23 protein-coding genes are annotated in these 17,927 nt (G+C 26.3%); 5 read left to right on the top strand and 18 right to left on the bottom strand.

Features of this window, described 5'->3' with window-relative positions:
- From IM532_RS12830 to IM532_RS12810, 5 genes are all read right to left on the bottom strand, one after another.
- On the bottom strand, window positions 1–537 hold the full coding sequence (locus IM532_RS12830) for a hypothetical protein (protein ID WP_194183897.1): 537 nt from the start codon (window positions 535–537) through the stop codon (window positions 1–3).
- A 270-nt stretch (window positions 538–807) separates the two neighbouring features.
- Window positions 808–1,635 (bottom strand): hypothetical protein, encoded by an 828-nt coding sequence (locus tag IM532_RS12825; protein WP_194183896.1) that lies wholly within the window; start codon window positions 1,633–1,635, stop codon window positions 808–810.
- A gap of 223 nt (window positions 1,636–1,858) precedes the next feature.
- Window positions 1,859–2,686: an abortive infection family protein gene (locus tag IM532_RS12820; RefSeq protein ID WP_194183895.1), complete on the bottom strand. Its 828-nt coding sequence runs from the start codon at window positions 2,684–2,686 to the stop codon at window positions 1,859–1,861.
- A 265-nt stretch (window positions 2,687–2,951) separates the two neighbouring features.
- Window positions 2,952–3,617 (bottom strand): DUF6624 domain-containing protein, encoded by a 666-nt coding sequence (locus IM532_RS12815; protein ID WP_194183894.1) that lies wholly within the window; start codon window positions 3,615–3,617, stop codon window positions 2,952–2,954.
- Window positions 3,618–3,899: 282 nt separating this feature from the next.
- Window positions 3,900–4,427, bottom strand: coding sequence for a hypothetical protein (locus IM532_RS12810; protein WP_194183893.1), 528 nt, complete (start codon window positions 4,425–4,427; stop codon window positions 3,900–3,902).
- A gap of 274 nt (window positions 4,428–4,701) precedes the next feature.
- Between IM532_RS12810 and IM532_RS12805 the strand changes: the two genes are divergently transcribed.
- Together IM532_RS12805 and IM532_RS12800 are read left to right on the top strand one after the other, a co-directional pair.
- Complete coding sequence (locus IM532_RS12805; protein WP_194183892.1) at window positions 4,702–5,298, top strand: ParA family protein; 597 nt, start codon at window positions 4,702–4,704, stop codon at window positions 5,296–5,298.
- Window positions 5,298–5,513 carry a ribbon-helix-helix protein, CopG family gene (locus IM532_RS12800; protein WP_194183891.1) on the top strand — a complete coding sequence of 72 codons (216 nt, stop codon included), beginning with the start codon at window positions 5,298–5,300 and terminating at the stop codon, window positions 5,511–5,513. The genes IM532_RS12805 and IM532_RS12800 overlap by 1 nt, the downstream gene beginning before the upstream one ends.
- A 43-nt stretch (window positions 5,514–5,556) precedes the next feature.
- Here the strand turns inward: IM532_RS12800 and IM532_RS12795 are convergent, their stop codons facing one another.
- The 3 genes from IM532_RS12795 to IM532_RS12785 all read right to left on the bottom strand — a co-directional run bounded on the left by IM532_RS12795 (window position 5,557) and on the right by IM532_RS12785 (window position 7,787).
- On the bottom strand, window positions 5,557–6,204 hold the full coding sequence (locus IM532_RS12795) for a nucleotidyl transferase AbiEii/AbiGii toxin family protein (protein WP_194183890.1): 648 nt from the start codon (window positions 6,202–6,204) through the stop codon (window positions 5,557–5,559).
- Window positions 6,205–6,207: 3 nt separating this feature from the next.
- Complete coding sequence (locus tag IM532_RS12790) at window positions 6,208–6,696, bottom strand: helix-turn-helix transcriptional regulator (protein ID WP_194183889.1); 489 nt, start codon at window positions 6,694–6,696, stop codon at window positions 6,208–6,210.
- Window positions 6,697–6,773: 77 nt separating this feature from the next.
- Window positions 6,774–7,787: a replication initiation protein gene (locus IM532_RS12785; RefSeq protein WP_194183888.1), complete on the bottom strand. Its 1,014-nt coding sequence runs from the start codon at window positions 7,785–7,787 to the stop codon at window positions 6,774–6,776.
- 847 nt (window positions 7,788–8,634) lie between these two features.
- On the opposite strand from IM532_RS12785, the gene IM532_RS12780 reads away from it, so the two are divergent.
- The 3 genes from IM532_RS12780 to IM532_RS12770 are packed head-to-tail and all read left to right on the top strand — an operon-like array spanning window position 8,635 to window position 10,425.
- The gene (locus IM532_RS12780; RefSeq protein WP_194183887.1) at window positions 8,635–9,042 is read left to right on the top strand and encodes a plasmid mobilization protein; all 408 of its coding nucleotides are present in this window, start codon (window positions 8,635–8,637) and stop codon (window positions 9,040–9,042) included.
- On the top strand, window positions 9,017–9,871 hold the full coding sequence (locus IM532_RS12775) for a relaxase/mobilization nuclease domain-containing protein (protein ID WP_194183886.1): 855 nt from the start codon (window positions 9,017–9,019) through the stop codon (window positions 9,869–9,871). Before IM532_RS12780 ends, IM532_RS12775 begins: the two co-directional genes overlap by 26 nt.
- A gap of 17 nt (window positions 9,872–9,888) precedes the next feature.
- Window positions 9,889–10,425, top strand: a complete 537-nt coding sequence (locus IM532_RS12770; RefSeq protein WP_194183885.1) for a hypothetical protein — start codon at window positions 9,889–9,891, stop codon at window positions 10,423–10,425.
- A gap of 188 nt (window positions 10,426–10,613) precedes the next feature.
- On the opposite strand, the gene IM532_RS12765 is transcribed toward IM532_RS12770, so the two are convergent.
- The 10 genes from IM532_RS12765 to IM532_RS12720 all read right to left on the bottom strand — a co-directional run.
- On the bottom strand, window positions 10,614–12,803 hold the full coding sequence (locus tag IM532_RS12765) for a peptidase domain-containing ABC transporter (protein ID WP_228063732.1): 2,190 nt from the start codon (window positions 12,801–12,803) through the stop codon (window positions 10,614–10,616).
- A gap of 3 nt (window positions 12,804–12,806) precedes the next feature.
- Entirely contained in the window at window positions 12,807–14,108 is a 1,302-nt protein-coding gene (locus tag IM532_RS12760) for a radical SAM/SPASM domain-containing protein (protein ID WP_194183884.1), read from the bottom strand.
- 181 nt (window positions 14,109–14,289) lie between these two features.
- Window positions 14,290–14,460, bottom strand: a complete 171-nt coding sequence (locus tag IM532_RS12755; protein WP_194183883.1) for a hypothetical protein — start codon at window positions 14,458–14,460, stop codon at window positions 14,290–14,292.
- 15 nt (window positions 14,461–14,475) lie between these two features.
- Complete coding sequence (locus IM532_RS12750) at window positions 14,476–14,634, bottom strand: hypothetical protein (protein ID WP_194183882.1); 159 nt, start codon at window positions 14,632–14,634, stop codon at window positions 14,476–14,478.
- 25 nt (window positions 14,635–14,659) lie between these two features.
- Window positions 14,660–14,818, bottom strand: a complete 159-nt coding sequence (locus IM532_RS12745) for a hypothetical protein (RefSeq protein ID WP_194183881.1) — start codon at window positions 14,816–14,818, stop codon at window positions 14,660–14,662.
- Window positions 14,819–14,843: 25 nt separating this feature from the next.
- Complete coding sequence (locus IM532_RS12740) at window positions 14,844–15,002, bottom strand: hypothetical protein (RefSeq protein WP_194183880.1); 159 nt, start codon at window positions 15,000–15,002, stop codon at window positions 14,844–14,846.
- Window positions 15,003–15,027: 25 nt separating this feature from the next.
- The gene (locus IM532_RS12735; protein WP_194183879.1) at window positions 15,028–15,186 is read right to left on the bottom strand and encodes a hypothetical protein; all 159 of its coding nucleotides are present in this window, start codon (window positions 15,184–15,186) and stop codon (window positions 15,028–15,030) included.
- Between the two features lie 2 nt (window positions 15,187–15,188).
- Window positions 15,189–15,335, bottom strand: a complete 147-nt coding sequence (locus tag IM532_RS12730; RefSeq protein WP_194183878.1) for a hypothetical protein — start codon at window positions 15,333–15,335, stop codon at window positions 15,189–15,191.
- A 2-nt stretch (window positions 15,336–15,337) separates the two neighbouring features.
- Window positions 15,338–17,716 carry a TonB-dependent receptor domain-containing protein gene (locus IM532_RS12725; protein ID WP_194183877.1) on the bottom strand — a complete coding sequence of 793 codons (2,379 nt, stop codon included), beginning with the start codon at window positions 17,714–17,716 and terminating at the stop codon, window positions 15,338–15,340.
- Between the two features lie 13 nt (window positions 17,717–17,729).
- A partial coding sequence (locus IM532_RS12720; protein WP_194183876.1) for a hypothetical protein occupies window positions 17,730–17,927 on the bottom strand: 198 nt, incomplete at its 5' end.

The following is a 17,927-nucleotide window of genomic DNA, read 5'->3' as shown; positions in this document are numbered from 1 at the left end:
TTAAAAGTTGATTTCTAAATTTTCATCATAAAAAATATCTAACTCCTCATCTGACCATTCAATGTCATTTTTATGTAAGGATTTCTCTATGGCTTTTGCCAATTTATTTGCCAATTCGAAACTTGCACTAACGTTTGGACAATATTGTGCTTTTTTTGTTGATTTAATTCCCCCATTCAACAAAATTACCACGTGTTCGTTTATTCGGATACAATACAATCTTAAATTATTCCCTTTTTTCTTCCCTTGCTCATAGTAATAAGGTTCTAAAGGTAATTGTGTATCTGGCGGTAAAGCGGAAGCTTTTTTTTCATTTCTAAAGAATTGTTGTTTAGCTCCATACTTGTCACCAATCTCTTCAATCCAATCTAAAATATGTTGTAATTTTTCCTTATTTATTTTATTCTCTGCAATAAATTCATCAAATAATGTACTAGGAGATGTTATCTCATGTTCCCGAGATTCAATTATTTCAATAGAATAATAAATTACTTTATCGTAATGAGAAACATAAATTAGTTTGGCTAAATTATCCATAAATATTTAAAGTTCAAAATAAAAGTTAACTTATAAATTAACTTTAACAAAGGTATAAGTTTTTTGAAAGAATTAAAATTAATTTAAAAACGAATAAATCACCCTTATTTGAAGATGATATCTCACTTAAAAATAATTCAGTTCTAACAAATCGAAGTTAACGGAACTCTAGAGAATAAAAATAAAGCCTCCTAATTGGAGGCTTTGATTTTTCTATTTTACATAAAAGGTGTTATAGTTTTACCAAACTTTTAGTTTGTGCCGTTTTAATTAATTAGAAGTGCCAAAAAAGTTTTGAATTAATGGTTCTGATGCTGCGCCAAGTATATAAATTATAATTGTCCATATAGTAATTAAAATACAATTGTTTTTGACAATTTCAATTATTCCAGAGACGGATAAACCGTAAATCTGTTTTGTACTTGCTTCAACATTTAATTCATTTTTATCTGTGCGATCAATTATGCTTTCTATTATATCTACTTTTTTAAGTGAAGATTTGTGTAACTTTAAATATTCTTTATTATCAAATGCATCAGCTTCTTCTTTCCCTTTCAATGCATCTTTAATAGATATTTTATTTCTATTAGCTAAATTTAATAGTCTACCATCAGGTAGATTTTTTTCATATCCATATGTGTAAATTTTACCTAAAATTCTAGGTAAATCATATCTTCTATCATCATCAATTTGAAATGGGTCACCACCAAGAATTCTATATCTGTTGGCAATAGCATCAAATCCAAAATTTGAATCTCTCATATTCCAATGAATCCATTTATAATCTTTATGATATTTAGCAAATTCATAAAATTCGTCGAGCATTTTTTTCTCTAAAAAATCATATTCTTCGATCGTTAGATTATTGAAATCTTTATTATCAAATTGAGCTTGTAAATGAATCGAAAATGATTTAGTCTGAGATGATGCTAGATATCTTAAACAAACAGATGTGATTCTTGGAGTTCTTCCGTGAGAAGTTACAAAGGATTCACAAGAATAATGAATAATTAAAGACTTATTTTTATCTTCTAAAATTGAATTTAAAAGCTTTTGACCTTCCGATTTTTCAATTAAGCGTTTTGATTTAAAAAACATTTAGTTCAGGAGTTTTATTTTCAGGTTAAGTTTTTCGAAAATAGTATATAACGTTTTACTTATTAACGATGAGCGGATTTTTAGTACTGAAGTTCAATCGAAGAACAGAACTTTAATTTTGTTCTTCTGCTGATACGAATCCATTCAGCCCGCCTATTGCTAATACGATGTTAGCGGTTCTGTTTTACTTCAAAATTCAATTTGTTCTCATTTCTTATGTTTTTTAAAATGGCAGGTCGTCCCACGCCTCTTGAATTTTTTCTGGCTCATTGACTTTTTTTATTTGTGTTTCTATAAACTCGATGAACTTTATTGTACTTGATATATTATTAAAGATTAAAAGACTTTCGTGATAGTTGAGAACAGGATTGTCGTGAGCAAAACTTTTGTTGTTTCTTATGTCATTAAATGCTTCAATTATGTTGATTGAATATTTTAATATTTTTTCTGACATTGATGATTCGATGTGTTTGTTGTCCACAATAAACTTTACATATTTTCCAAATACAGCATTTAGTGAGTCCACTTTGTCATAAGTAATTTTATGTTTGTCGCACAACTCTCTTAAATATTTGAATGTGAAAGTATGAAGTCTATCTAATGCAGCTTCGGGTTCGTTTTTTTCAATACTTTCTCTTATTGATTTTGCAAGTAGTTTAAAGTCACGATCGTCTGTATTTGGTTTAATTGCGTCAATATGTTCAACAATACTTTCTTGTTTTAATCTATCTGCGATTTTTACACACTCTTTGTATAGATTTTCGTCATTGTGGTAGTTAATTTCACCTATGTGAACTTTTGAAAGCCAATAGTCGCAAAATGCTGATAACAATTTTCCAAACGTATAGTTTGATTCAACCTTAATAAATTGTCTGAGTCTGTTGGCTTTTGAGTTTGAGCTGTAATGGTACTTAGAGTCATTTATATCTAACCCAACTGCTTCGCCAACAAATTCTTGAAAAGTTCGATCAGAAAAGTCCATAACATATCCACTCTTCATTCCTAAAAAAATCTCAATGTTTGCTTTTTCTATGTACGTTAAGTCTGCCATTATCTTTCATTTGAGGGTCGTCCTAAATTGACCGCTAACATTATTATAGATTCAATATAACTATTAGTTTTCTTTTTAATAAATTAGATTAAATCCTTTTTTTAGAGGTATAACGTAAAAATTAGGATATACGTATTTTACATATTTAAATTAGGATAAGCGTAGGTTATATAAAATGCGTATTTATTACTTAACATAAGTATTATTATAGAACAAAAAATCCATACTTGATTAAGTATGGATTTTTTATATATTATATACAGTTTTATTTATAGAATTTAGGTTCAGTTATACCTCTAGATATATAAATATCTTTATTCATTTCGAAATGCATTTTAGTCATTTCATTATAATATTTTTTAAAACTCGGCAAACCAAATTCAGCTCTTATTTTTTCAATATTTAAACTGTCAATAAGTCCATTAACAGGAATAGCTTGCCCAATTTTATTGTATGTAACTTGAGAACCAAATTTTTGTTTTTTTCCATTATTAACATTAACTCTATCTTCTAACATTGCATAATTTATTTTACTAGCATTATTATTTTTGGTTTCTTTATACATTACTTTCAAAACTTTCTTTTGAAGTTTTATATCATTATCAGCATGCTGAACAATTAACCAAAAATTATTAGATGCGCTTTTATTAAAATTATTTTCACCAATAAATCCATATTTATTAAATATTTTTTTAACAATTAATTGATTTACAGTAGCTATACTATCTCTTTTATTTTTGAAAATTTCCCATGCCTTTTCATTCCCATATTTTTCGATTAATTCGTTAGATGGAATCCCTGCGTATTTTTGGTCAACTGTCATTAGATCTTCAAGCTTATTAATTACTTTAGATTTATCTTCTTTGCTAATATTTTGAGTTTGACAACTAGTTAAAGTCACAAGAGATAAAATTAGTATTGTTTTTTTCATAAAATTGAAGATAGCGTTTATATATCGAATTTAACGAAAGCTTTCTAATTATATTTTGCATTTTAAAAGCGATATTATAAACTACAAATAACAATGTTCGCCAATACAACTTAACATAAACATTATTATAGACAAAACTTAAACAGCTTAAATATCTCAATTTCAAGCAGTGCCGTTTTGAATAAATACCTTTACACAAAACAACGCATTTAGAACCCTCTAAATGCGTTGTTTTGTGTTTATTCAATCTGGACAGATAAAACCTATTCTTATTTAGTTCATCTAAGATAAGTGAATATTCAATGAATCTCGATATTGCTTAATTTGCTTTTTTAAAAGATCATTATAAATATCTTTTTCTATAAATTTTCTATCATATATTGAATACCCATTTTCAGTATTTACGATTTCTCCTATAAACTTCTTTACCAATGGATGAATTGGACGATTAGGAAGAAAGGATTCTATCATTTTCAAACTTTCATCATTTACTTTATCTATGCTAGTTTCAAATTCAAAAAAGAATCCTAATTCAATAAAATGAGTAGGTCTTGAAATCATCATTAGGAATAATTGATGTTGTATACTATCAGGAAGTTTATGTTGAACTTGATTTATAAAATATTCAATAGAATTTTGAATTTCATCTTGTTCTACAATCTTTCTAAAATTATCACATAGAGAAGCTACTTCAATTTCATCTACTACTTGAAAAGTAGGAGATTTATAATGATCAAAGAATAATAAATTGAAGATTGATGAGATAACCTTCTTTTGATGGTAAGGGCTGACTTTTATTTGATTTTCCATATACTTAAAAGTTGGTGCGAAACTAGAATCAATCCGTTACTGAGGTACTGAGATACCCAAAACCCATAAAGACTTAGCCCGCACCAATATATGGAGCAGGCGTAAGTCTATCAAGAATGTTGGGTTTTTAGAAGATTCTCAGTTTTCAGTAACCAAATTCTGATAGCTTACGCTGACGTAATTATTATTTTAATGAGTCAAAATTACAATAAATATTTGATATGTAATATAAATACGTATATTCGTATATATATATTAACGTATATACGTATTTATGAGTAAAATTATAACAATTGCCCATCAAAAGGGAGGTGTAGGTAAAAGCACTTTAGCTTTGAACCTATCATACAGATTTAGTAATGATGTTAAAACAGCCTTGACTGATGTAGATCCTCAAGGTACAATTATGAATCTTCAAGAACTAGTAGAAGACTTTGATATTATAAATTTTGATAATATGAAGAAACTTAGAAACTCGGAATACGATGTAGTTTTTATTGATAGTCCTCCTTATATTATTGATACAATTCAACCAATATTTGAAGAATCTGATTTTGTTTTAGTTCCAACAAAAGTTGGGGTTCCTGATATTATGGCAATTTCTACTACGATTGAATTAATAAAGAATGCACAAAAAAGAAATGAAAACTTGAAAGCTGCGATTGTTTTAAATATGCTTAAACCTAATGTGAAGATAAAGGAACAAGCTATTGAACAATTAGAAAAATATGAATTACCTATATTATCATCTATTCATGACAGAATTTCTTATGGTAGTTCTTTTTTGAATGGTGGAGTTATGGGAACTAATGATTCTCAAGCAAAAAATGAAATTGAAAAATTGTCTAAAGAAATTTTAAATATGTTGTAATGGAAAATGCTTTTGAAAAATTAAAAAATATTCAAAAATCTAATTCACCTAAACAAAAGGTGGTTCAGGTAAAGGAAAGTAAAAGAGAAAATGAAAAAAGTTATATGCTTTGGTTAAATAAGGATTTATTAAAAGACTTAAAAAAGAGAGCAATTGAAGAAGATTCTAATATGAAAGAAATTATAGAAAAGGCTTTAAAAGAATACTTAAAATAATTAAAAAATAAATACGTATAAATGTATATACATTTATACGTATTTATTTTTTTTGAATTAATTCTTCAAAGTCATCTTTTATAAATTCCCAATATTTTCCTCTCAAACAAATTGGATCAAACTCGTCATCAGCTATTGAGAAATCTGTTAAATTATGATAGATTAATTCTGAATCATGACTATATGGATAACGTTTTTCATGTAAACTAATCATATCCGAAATATCATATTTATCTAGTAATTCATGTAAATCCCAAAAATCTTTTTTTCGACCGCCTCTTTGAATCACATCAATTTTCATTGCAATAATTTCTTCAATTGAAGCCATTCTAATATTGTTAACTACAATTTCATTTGTAATAAATGTATCTGTATAAAATACATCAAGTTTTACAGAATCCTCTTTATTATTTCCAATAGTATAAGATTTTCCAAAAGCAGGAATAAAATCTGAGTTAAAATCAATATAATTGAATTTTGTAGAAAGATAATCTTCAATTACCTTAAAATCTAAAGAACCATATTCAATATCTGAGAACAAATCGATATCTATTGAAATTCTATGACCTAATTGTAAGCTTAGCGAAGTACCACCAACTAACCTAAAATCTTTAAAGATATCAGAACTCATTAGAGTTTCTAAACTTGATTTAAGAGTTGGATTAACTGTATTATAAAATAGAGATTTCATATATTATGATTCTAGATGTAAATTAATAGGTAATGTAGAGGCAGAATCTAAAGCTTCAGAAATTTTTTCATTTCCATAAAAACGAATTATTTCTTTCTTTTCTTCATTATTTCCTCTTTCAAATATCCGCTTGATAATTGCTCTATAATTTTTAACCCAATCTAGCTTATCAAAATCTGTATCCCAAAATAATATTCTTCTAATTAAAGAAATATTTGGTGTAGATTTTTGTAATTTTTCTTTCTCTTTTTTTATATCAAAATATGTCTGAAGCAAAACTAGATCTCCTTCATTTATATTTAGCTTATCTTCAATTTTCAAAGCTAGAGATATAGGTAAACTTCTTTTTCCTTTTATGATTGCATTAAAAGATTGAGGATGTTCACCAATACTTAATGCAAAAGGACGTTGTTTTATAGCTCGTTTTTTTAATTCACGATCTAGTACAATACCTGGATGAATTCCTTTATATTTTTCTGAAATTGAAAGCATACACAAATATAAGCAAAAATGTTTATATTTGTGTATTTGTATATACGTATAAATGTATTTATTTAAATACGTATATACTATTTAAGATAGATTTCTTCAAATTTCTTCTCTACTTTTTTCTTTAAAGCACCTATAATAAAACCCTTTCTATTGTCTGCATAAGAAGAGGGTTCTCTAATTTCTGCTAAGAAATCTAAAGTTTCCTCTTCTGAAAAGTATTTATAAACTGATTCAAATAAATTTAAATTGTTATTAAGTTCTCGTTCGGTGAATTGAAAATTATGAATTAAATAGTCTTCAATATTTTTTGGAATAAACCAACGATTTGACATTTTTTTATTCAAGTTTTGTTTCTTGATATCTTCATCTTCAAATTGTGGTTGGTAAATTGGAACGAAATGTATTGATGTAATTTTACGACCTGTTTTTATTGTTTCATAATTGAAAGTATATGGAGAACATTTATCAAGTTCTTTTTTTGCAGAGATAATAACATATTTTATAAAATCTTTATTTTCTTTATACTTATCTGTAATACCAAACATCTCTTTCAATTTTTCTATTGAATAATTTATTGGTGTTTTTTGTGCTGAAAACAATTCATAAAATCTCATTGCATAGATACTTTCAAATTGCATTGCTACTTTTAATTCATATTTTCGATAGCCTTTAGAAAAATCCATTAAAGTTTGATAAATGAAATCTGCCACATAAAATGTAACGTTATCTGCTCTTGTTTTATTTATCTCAACATTAAAAATGATACCAGCACTACGATAAACATTTTCATCTTCATATTCAATTATTTTTTGTTGTAGCCCTTTCAAAGCCTTTTTAATTCTTGAATGATTTTTATCGGTTTTACTATCTTCAATTGTTAAGAATGCAGAAATAGGCATAACGTATTCTTTTGATTTGAATAGAGTAGAATTAACCTGGTATCTGTCATTTAATTTCTTACCTTCAATTAGATTTTGGTTAAGTTCTATAATTCGATATAAAATTCTTTTTTCATAAACACTGAAGTCATACTTAGCGGTAGTAAGAATATAAGATTGTAAAACTTCTTTATTCTTGATGGTTATACTCATTATAGTTTTAATTAGGAGTTGATGAATACAAATATATCAAAAAGGAGTTTCAAAACCAAACTCCTAATAAGTATTCAAAAACTCCTATTTCACTTGTATATAAGTATTCAAAAACTCCTAGTTAAGTATTCAAAAACTCCTAGTTGTTAATTTTAATAACCTTGTAAATTATTGTATATAAGTAATATAGTTATTTTTTGTCGAAAGTCGATAAGTAATGTATAATAAGCTATGTATATTTAAATACAAAAACATAGATTCTTTAGTCATTTAAGGATAAATTTTTCTATGAAAAATCGAAAGTTGACAGCTCGTTTACATCCCTCTGAATCCATTGGAGAGGAAAAACAAAAACAAAAAAAAAGGATTCAGAAGACCGCAGGTCGCACCAGGGGGCGCGCGATTTTTATTATATTAATGGTTTTTATGTGTTCTGATGGATTATTTTTGGTTGAATAAGTAATTGTGTCAATTCAACTATTAAGTCGATTTAAAGCTCTTAAAACGCTTTGTTTTATCTTCTTAAATTTTTGTTTCTCCTGCGGATTGCTTTTTTATCTTCTATTATTTATTAATATCTAGAATGATTTTTAACTAAAATTTAATGAATGTATCGTCAAATTTTTTCTTGTTTGATAATAATTAGAGAAATTGATGTATATTTAGGTTAATATTTAGTGCAAGATGTACCTTTAGCAATACAAAAAGCATCCAATCATTTCATTCTTGGGCTTTTTTTAGCCAAAAGTAATCTTGTTTTGTTCCCTGAATCGGTCACAAAAGGTTTCCATCTCACGATGGATCATTTTATTCTAAAATGGGAATCATTTATTTTAAATTTACTATTATGGAAGAAGAAATTAATTGGGAGAAATATATTCAACAAGAACAATTAAAAGCCGATCGAAGAGAATATGGAAAATTAGGTGGAAGGCCCAAAAAGAATTCATCCGATAAAAAATCTAAATCCATTTACATTCGTGTATCGGAAGAAGAGTTTGAAATTTTCAAAAAAAAGGTTGAAGATTCTGGACAATCTCAAAGTCAATATTGTAGAAATGTATTGCTGAATTCTACTCCAATTTTATCTAAAAATTCAGTAAGTAAAGACCAAGAATTGCAGCAATTTAGAACCCACTTTACTCGTATTAGTAATTACATCAAATTTAAAGATCCACTCTTAAATTTAGAAGTTATCAAAGTCGTTGATAAAATGAATAAATATTTAGATGATAGGAATAGGAAGAACAACTAAAGGGAGTGTAAAAGCTATTGCTTATGCTTCTAGAGAAGAAAAGGGAAGAGAGAATGAATATGCAACTGAAATTAGCCGTTATGGTTTAGTAGGGGATACTCCAGAAGCTATTTACAAAGAATTGATGACTATTGCAGATCTTAATCATAGAGTTTCAAAGCCATTTTATAATGTGGTATTATCTCCCCTTTCAGAAAATACATTAGATTGGAAATTAGAAGATTGGGAAAAATTAGTGCATGACTTTTTGAATAAAAAACAATTATCTGATAATCAGTATATTGCTTATTTACATCAAGACACCAATACGTCTCATTTGCATTTAATTATTAATCGGATTGATTTTAATGGAATTAATAAAGTGAATCAACGATTTATAGGAATTCAGACCAGCAATTTAGCCAATGAATTAGCTAAAGATAGAGGTTGGTTGAGTGTTCAAGATTTGACCAGAGAAAAGAATCTTCAGAAAGTAAAATTGTATGGTGATGCTTTAAAAGAGGCTTTGAAAGAAAGTAATTCTTTAGGTGAATTGGAAGATCAATTGCAAGAAAAAGGCTATGGTTTAAACCTTCAATTTGATCAAAATAGTGATTTAAAAGGTCTTAAAATTTTTCAATTTGTAGAAGCTGAAGAAAATAAAAAAAGGAAAGAGAATAATAAAAAACCTTTAAATATTGGCGTAAAGTTTAGTGAACTTTCTAGAGGGCATAACGATTTTAAGAAATTAAAAGCAATATCTGTACAGAATTATTTAGAACAAAAATCTGAAGTACAGATAAAGCAACAAGAAGTCGTACAACGGCCTAAAAATTATTTAAGAAGATAATCATAACCATCTAACCTATGAATGAGAATAATAAACCTAAAAGTCCAGCGGAGATTTTAGAAGCCTTAACGAATGAAGCAAATAGACTTCAACAATTATCGAATGAGATTGATCAAAAAATCAATGTTTTTTATTCGATTCAAAAACAATTTATTGAGAATGGTGAACGAATCATAGACAAACAATCTACTGTTTTAAATGAATTTAAGTGTGTTGAAATTCCTCAAATATCTTTAGATTCTTATACCAAAAATGAGTTAGAAAGATTAAAAGAATATGAAAATAAAGTAAGTAAAAAAGATAGAACAATTCCTTATTTCTTTTTCTTTACGATGCTCTTATTAGCCTCGTTTATTTACTTTTTTAATCAAGGGTTGAAGACTAAAAAAGAAGTAAGAGAAGATCTATTTAATGAGATTTATTCTGAAGGAGATACAATTGTTCCTAAAAATGAATTTGATAAATTATTAAATAATACTGCTGTCATTAATGAGTGGATGGATAAAAATCCAAAAGATAGTCAGTCGTTTAAAAGGTATATTTCTAAAAAATAGATTTAAAACTTATATCAACATTAGCCTAAATAGTAATTTTGAATACATCGAAAAGATATATAAAATTTTTAAACTCATTTTTGTGTATTATTGAATCAGTAAAATATCATATTTAATTGATTATTAACTAAAAAAAATGCGTCTAAAAAAATAGACGCAAAAGTCAAATTAATAAATATAGAAAAGAATTAAGCTAGTTCAAGCTGATTCTTAACTAGGTTATAATATGATGATTTATAATCAACTAATTCATCATGAGTTCCAACCTCTTTTATTTTACCCTTTTCTAAAACTATGATTTGATCAGCATTTCTCACTGTACTTAATCTATGAGCTATTACAACAACGGTTCTTCCTTGAAAAAAATTTTCTAAATTATTATATACAATTTTTTCATTTTCAGAATCTAAAGCAGAAGTAGCTTCATCAAATAAGATAAGTTCTGGATTCTTATATACGGCTCTAGCTATGAAAATTCTTTGTTTTTGACCTCCTGAAAGTCCAATACCTGTATTACCGATTTTTGTTTTTAATTTTAAAGGTAGACTATTAACAAAATCATAAATATTAGCTATACGTAAAGCTTCTTCCATACGCGTATAATCAATATCATCATTACCATTTGCAATATTTTTCTCAATAGAATCTGAAAAAATATACCCATCCTGTAAAACTACACCGCATAATTTCCTAAGTTCTTTTGGTGAAGTATCTGAAATATTGTTATTGCCTAAAAAAATTTGACCATCAGTAGGTGAATAAAATTTGAGTAATATTTTTAATAAAGTTGTTTTTCCACTTCCACTTGATCCTACTATAGCAGTTGTTTTTCCTTTTGGAATATTGAAACTGATATTATCGAGTACATTATATTCATCAATATCAGAATATTTAAAAGAGAGATTTTCAATTTTTATAAAATTATCAGTTCTAAAATCTAATTCCTTGAATACACCATCTTCTTCAGATTTTTGTAAATTTATTTCATTTAGTCTATTAAAACTCAAGCCCGCTTCTTGATATACTTTTATAAAACTAATAATTTGATTTATAGGAGAGTTCATCTGTCCTATTATATAAGAAATACTTAACATAGCTCCTAATGTTAATTGACCTCTCATTACTAAAATAGCACACATGAATGTGACTAAAATATTTTTTAATTGATTTAGAAAATTAAAACCAGAATTTTGAATTAAGTTAACTTTTAAAGACTCTTGATTTATCTTAAACATTTTTAATCGAACTCTTTCCCATTCAAATCTTTTTCTATCTTCAAACTGATTGATTTTTATTTCATGTATACCATTTAATATTTCAAATATAGATTCTTGATTTTCACTTTTACTATTAAATAGATTATAATCAATTATTTCACGTTTCTTTTGCCAATAGATACTCCAAAAAATAGATATAGTCGTTAATAAGATATAAATACCTAATATATTAATATTATAAAAGCCTAAAACAAGAAAAAAACCTATAAAAGTTATTAGGTAAAATATTGTTATCATACTATGAGATGTTAGAAAATTTTCTATTCTATCATTATCTAGTATTCTCTGATTAAAATCACCAGTCATTTTTGAATCAAAAAAATTAACAGGGACTTCGATTAATTTTTTTAAAAAATTAGAAATAAACTCTAGGCTTATTTTATTACCAATATTCAGAGTTATCCAATTTCTTATTGCTTCAATAAATATGGACCCAATAAACATAAATAATTGAGAAATTAAAACAAGATATACAATATTATAATTTTTTTTATTTACCCCATCATCGATAAGAGTTTGTGTTAAAAAAGGGAATATTACAGACATAATACTACCTATTATTAACAATATAAATATATATGTTAATCCTATTTTATTTTTTACTAAAATATTCTTTATATAAGAAAAATCTAGTTTAGTTTTATAAACATTAACATTAGTAAAATCTTTATTAGGGCTTAATAATAAAACTATTCCTTTATTATCTGTATGAATAAAATTTTTAATAAACTCCTCTTCTTTTAGAGTAGAGATACCAAATGACGGGTCTGCTATTTTAAAAGAATACGAATTTTTATTTTTATTATATTTTATATCAATTAGAATAACAAAATGATTTTTATTCCAATATAAAATAGAAGGAAAAAAATCAGAGTTTTTATATAAGTTTTCAATTGATATTTTAGCACAAATTGTATCAAAACCAATTTTATTTGCTGCAGTTGAAATACCTTTGATTGATACACCTTCTCTTGTTATTGAACAAATACTTCTTAAATACGATAAATCAATTTTTCTTCCATAAAATGAGGAAATCATTGATAGACAAGATGGACCACAATCCATTTGATCTAATTGATGGATAAATTTAATTTTTTTCAAAATTTAATTTTTTTGTAAATGGTAAAAAAACTTGTCCTTTATTAATTTTAATTTTTCATCTTCATCAAAATTATGTACACAATAATCAGTTCCTTTATTTTCTAAAGCATGTTGTGAACACCCTCCATTACATAAAGGAAGTATTTTGCATGAAAGACATGGTTTATTTTTAAATTTAATATCCATTCTTTCATTAAATGTTTCGTTCCATAAAATAGACCCATCTTCAAGTAATTCGCCTTCTCTATTTTCTTTTTTAAAATCTCTTGCTGTACATTTGAAAACGTCTCCATTATAATTTATTGTACTTTGATATTTTTTATCTGCATAACAACTATTCTTAACAGCATCAAGTAATACACCTTCATTATGTGTATCTAGACCAATACTCCTAAAATAACCTACAATATCTCTTAATTTATCATCTACATTTATTTTTTCTTCTTGCCAGACTCTATGAAATGAAAAATTCATAAATTGTTTTTCTTTATCTGATAAAAATTTGAAATATTTAGTTATACCCTTAACATTTTCTAATGTTTCTTCTGAAACATTTATTCTAATAGTTACTCTACATTCATTTTTAATCAATAAAAGAATATTATTAACAATCTCTATGAATGATCCTCTTTTTTTATTTATAAATCTTACTTCATTATGTCTTTTTTCATCTCCATCAAGTGTTATTTGATAGATAGGATGTGTTATATTATTCATTTCCTTAATCATATCTTCATTTAATAATAATCCATTTGTAGTAAATCCACAGCCAAACTGAATATTATTATCTAAACATATTTCCGAAATTTTATTCATCATAGGTTTAACAACATCTTTATAATTTAAAAGAGGTTCTCCTCCAAAAAACGATAGATTAAAAAACTTTAAATTTGGTTGAGTTTTTATTATATTTCTAACGTGTTTTTCTACTTTATCTAATACTTCATTGTTCATTTTAGAACCCTTTATATGAGACTCATAACAATACCAACATTTGAAATTACAATTCATTGTAGGATTTACAACCATTGTATAAGATTCATCATTAAAGTCAATTTTTTCTCTAAGTTTCTTAACTTTCAAAACTTCATCTTCATTGTTATCTATTATAAATTCATTAATAACTAAATGATCATAGAAATCTTTATGTATATCTTTCAATTCGTCGATTGAATCATGTTTAATTCCTGAATCTAATAAATCAAATAACATAGGTTCTAATACTAAAAATTTATTAGAGAAAGAGTTATATCCAATCATTTTATTTTGATAAGGAAAAAAACTATTAAATTGACTATTTTTCATATTTTTGTTTTGTTTTAAAATAGTAGGGATTTTACTCCCTACTATACAATGTTAATAGGTAAGGATCCTTCTAAAATATTCTTACCTTTTTCTTTTCATTATAAAAAGAAATAAAGAGTTAATTTATTTTACCTCATAGATGAAAATTATCATCTAATATGATACTATACGTCCTCTTGATCTAAGGCTTAAAATCGCATCCGAAGATGTTAATTCTTGGAATAATATCATCATCTTCAATAGGATCCTCTCCTATTATTTGAAATCCACCTTTTAATTCACCCGATTTAGTAGTTTCTATAACTTCTGAAGCTTTCACGATTTCCGTGAATTTGTTCTCTTGTTTTGACATGATTTTGATTAATATTTATCTTGTAGAACATTGATAAACATTGATGATAATGCCATCATTAGCATCTTCTTTCTCTAAGGCTTGAAATCCACCTTTTAATTCACCTGATTTAGCAGTTTCTACAACTTCTAAATCTTTCACGATTTCTGCAAATTTGTTCTCTTGTTTTGACATGATTTTAATTGTTTTTGGTTAATATTTACTTTTTACCACATTGGTAGATATTAATAGTAATATCCCCATCAAGGGCTTCTTGATTTAAGGCTTGAAATCCACCTTTTAATTCACCTGATTTAGCAGTTTCTACAACCTCTAAAGCTTTTACAATTTCCGCAAATTTGTTTTCTTGTTTTGACATGATTTTAATTGTTTTTGGTTAATATTTACTTTTTACCACATTGGTAGATATTAATAGTAATATCCCCATCAAGGGCTTCTTGATCTAAGGCTTGAAATCCACCTTTTAATTCACCTGATTTAGTAGTTTCTACAACCTCTAAAGCTTTTACGATTTCCGCAAATTTGTTTTCTTGTTTTGACATGATTTTAATTGTTTTTGGTTAATATTTACTTTTTACCACATTGGTAGATATTAATAGTAATATCCCCATCAAGGGCTTCTTGATCTAAGGCTTGAAATCCACCTTTTAATTCACCTGATTTAGCAGTTTCTACAACCTCTAAAGCTTTCACGATTTCCGCAAATTTGTTTTCTTGTTTTGACATGATTAAATGGTATTATCTGGATAATATATTGTTCGTAAGACCTCTTCTAAAGGTTCTATATTTGGAGTTATATAACCTCCTAATATATATTGTTGTTTATTAGACTCTATAAATTCTAGTTCATCTACATTTATTAGCTTATTTTTCATAATTATAATCTTTCTAGTTCCTCCTTGTTTCCTGTTTTAGTTTGGATAGTCTTAATCTTCTTATTTCCAAAATTATATCTCAAACCAATTCTGATATTTTGGTTATCTTGATACGTTCGAACTTTTGATTTAATTTCACCTGTTTGTAGATAAATATCTGAAGCTGATTTTTTAAAAATATCAAAAATGTTAGCTGTTATTTGTAGATTATCATTTAATAAATTATAACTAAAACCTGCTCCTACATTGAATTGAGGTTTAATGTAATACATCAAATATTTCATTGCAGATTGATAAGAGAAGTTCAATTCTCCATTAAAAGACTTACTGATTTTGAATGAATTGTTTGAATTAAATATCAACGACCACCCATTTTGTATCTCATAAACAGTAGGTAGAAAATATTTATATTCAGAATTAGAATACAAACCAGTTAATGTATTGTAAGATGTCCAAAATTTGTTACTCAATACAAATGTTTCTGATATTGTAAGTGTCTGTTGTTTATAAAAATTATCTCTTGTATAAATCCTATTCTTTGTTTGATCATCTAATAATTGAATTTGAGCTGATCCATCATTTTTATGTGAATAAGAGATTGTTGTAATCAACTTATTTTTATAATTGTATTTAAAATCAATATTATTTGTAAATGATGGTTGTAAAAAAGGATTTCCTTCAACGTATGAATACGAATCGATATACCATCTAAATGGATTTAATTCCCAATATGCTGGACGACTGATTCTTTTACTATAAGATAAGATTAAACTGTTCTTTTTGTTTGGTTTATACATTGTATAGAACGTCGGAAATAATTTAGTATACTCTTTCTTATTGATATTACTAATACTTTCCGAAGAACCTTTTGTATTAGTATTTTCAAGTCTTAATCCGATTTGAGAAGTCCATTTTTCTGACCAAGGCTTTCTAAAACTTACGTACAAAGCATTTATATTTTCTTTGTAATCAAAAGAATCACTTTTTGATAGGTCATGTAATTGATTATCTATATCATAATAATCACTATAAGACTTATTATTAACGTATGAAAATTTAGCGCCATAAGATAGATTGCCCCAAGATAAAGGATGATCAAAATCTATATTTGCTGTATAAATATTAATTTTTTGATTACTATTAGTTAATGCATTCAAAGAATTAGTTATATCACTTGTGTTTCCATTAAATTGATTAGTCGAAAAAGGTCTATTTTTATCATTATCATTGGTATAATAATCTAAATTAATAGATATTTTTCTTCCAATAGTGTCAAGTTTTGTGTCCAAAAAAAGACCCATACTATGGAAACGATTATTTTTATATTCTGTTCCATTTGTATGAATGGTTGAGATAATAGCTTGATTATAATCTGTGATGATAGAATTTGTCTTGTCTGGTGAATTAGGATTAGCATAACCGAATTTATATTGAGCTCCAATGTTTGATGATTTACTTAATGTATATGTAGACTTTAAATCAATGTTATAAGATTTCTCCTGTTTTTTTGTTACTAGCTCATCTTTCCATCTTACATCAGAATATTGAATATCTGTATTATCCTTTTTACCGACATAACCTTGTTCTGTATCAAAACCAAATTGAAAATTTAATTTATTTTTATTATATGTAAAGATATTCCCAATAGAATATGAAGCATACTTACCTTGTGTATAAGAAGATCTAATAGTATTATTCCATTGATTTTGGATAGATTCTTTTAAAACAATATTTATTAATCCACTATCTCCTTCAGCATCATATTTTGCAGGAGGACTTGTTATTACTTCAATACTTTTGATATTAGATGCAGGGATACTTTTTAAATAATTTAACAAATCATCTCCAGACATTTTTTGATATCGATCATTTATTAAAACTCCTATACTACCTTTACCAATAACTTTAATACCTTCATTTGAAACAATAATTCCTGGGGTTGCTTTGATAGCACTTAAACCATCTCCATTAGAAGCAGAAATTGAATTAGAAACATTAAAGACCATTCGGTCAATTTTTTGTTCAATGAGTGGTTTTTTAGAATTAATTACAACTTCTTTTAAATCAATTTCATTTGATGTGATGTTGATTAAACCTAAATTGATATTGTTTGTTAATTCTAAATTTTTTGAAAAAATTATATTTCCAAATTGTTCAGCAAGAAAAATATATTCTCCTTTTTCTGGAATAGAAATATTAAAATATCCATTATTATTTGTGATTGCATTTTGTACAAAAACGGAATCTTTTGTTAATATTTCGATATCGACAAATTGTAATGGGGCATTTTTTGAGTCTTGGAATTTTCCTTCAATAATACTCTGCCCCATTAAACATGTTGTTAAAAATGTTAATATTAAACTTGAGGTAATTTTTTTCATAATGGTTTGACTTTTAATTAATGGTGTCATTATCTATAGATAAAGTTGATATAGGATACCCCCATTTCGTAGAATCTTTTTCTATAGATGAATTTGCCTTAGGATATCCCCATTTCGTAGAATCTTTTTCTATAGATGAATTTGTCTTAGGATATCCCCATTTCGTAGAATCTTTTTCTATAGATGAATTTGTCTTAGGATATCCCCATTT

The sequence above is a fragment of the Faecalibacter rhinopitheci genome, from assembly GCF_015234135.1.
Classification (GTDB): Bacteria; Bacteroidota; Bacteroidia; order Flavobacteriales; family Weeksellaceae; genus Empedobacter; species Empedobacter rhinopitheci.
The sequence above is the reverse complement of the archived record's forward strand: the minus strand, read 5'-3'. Positions and strand labels throughout refer to the sequence as shown.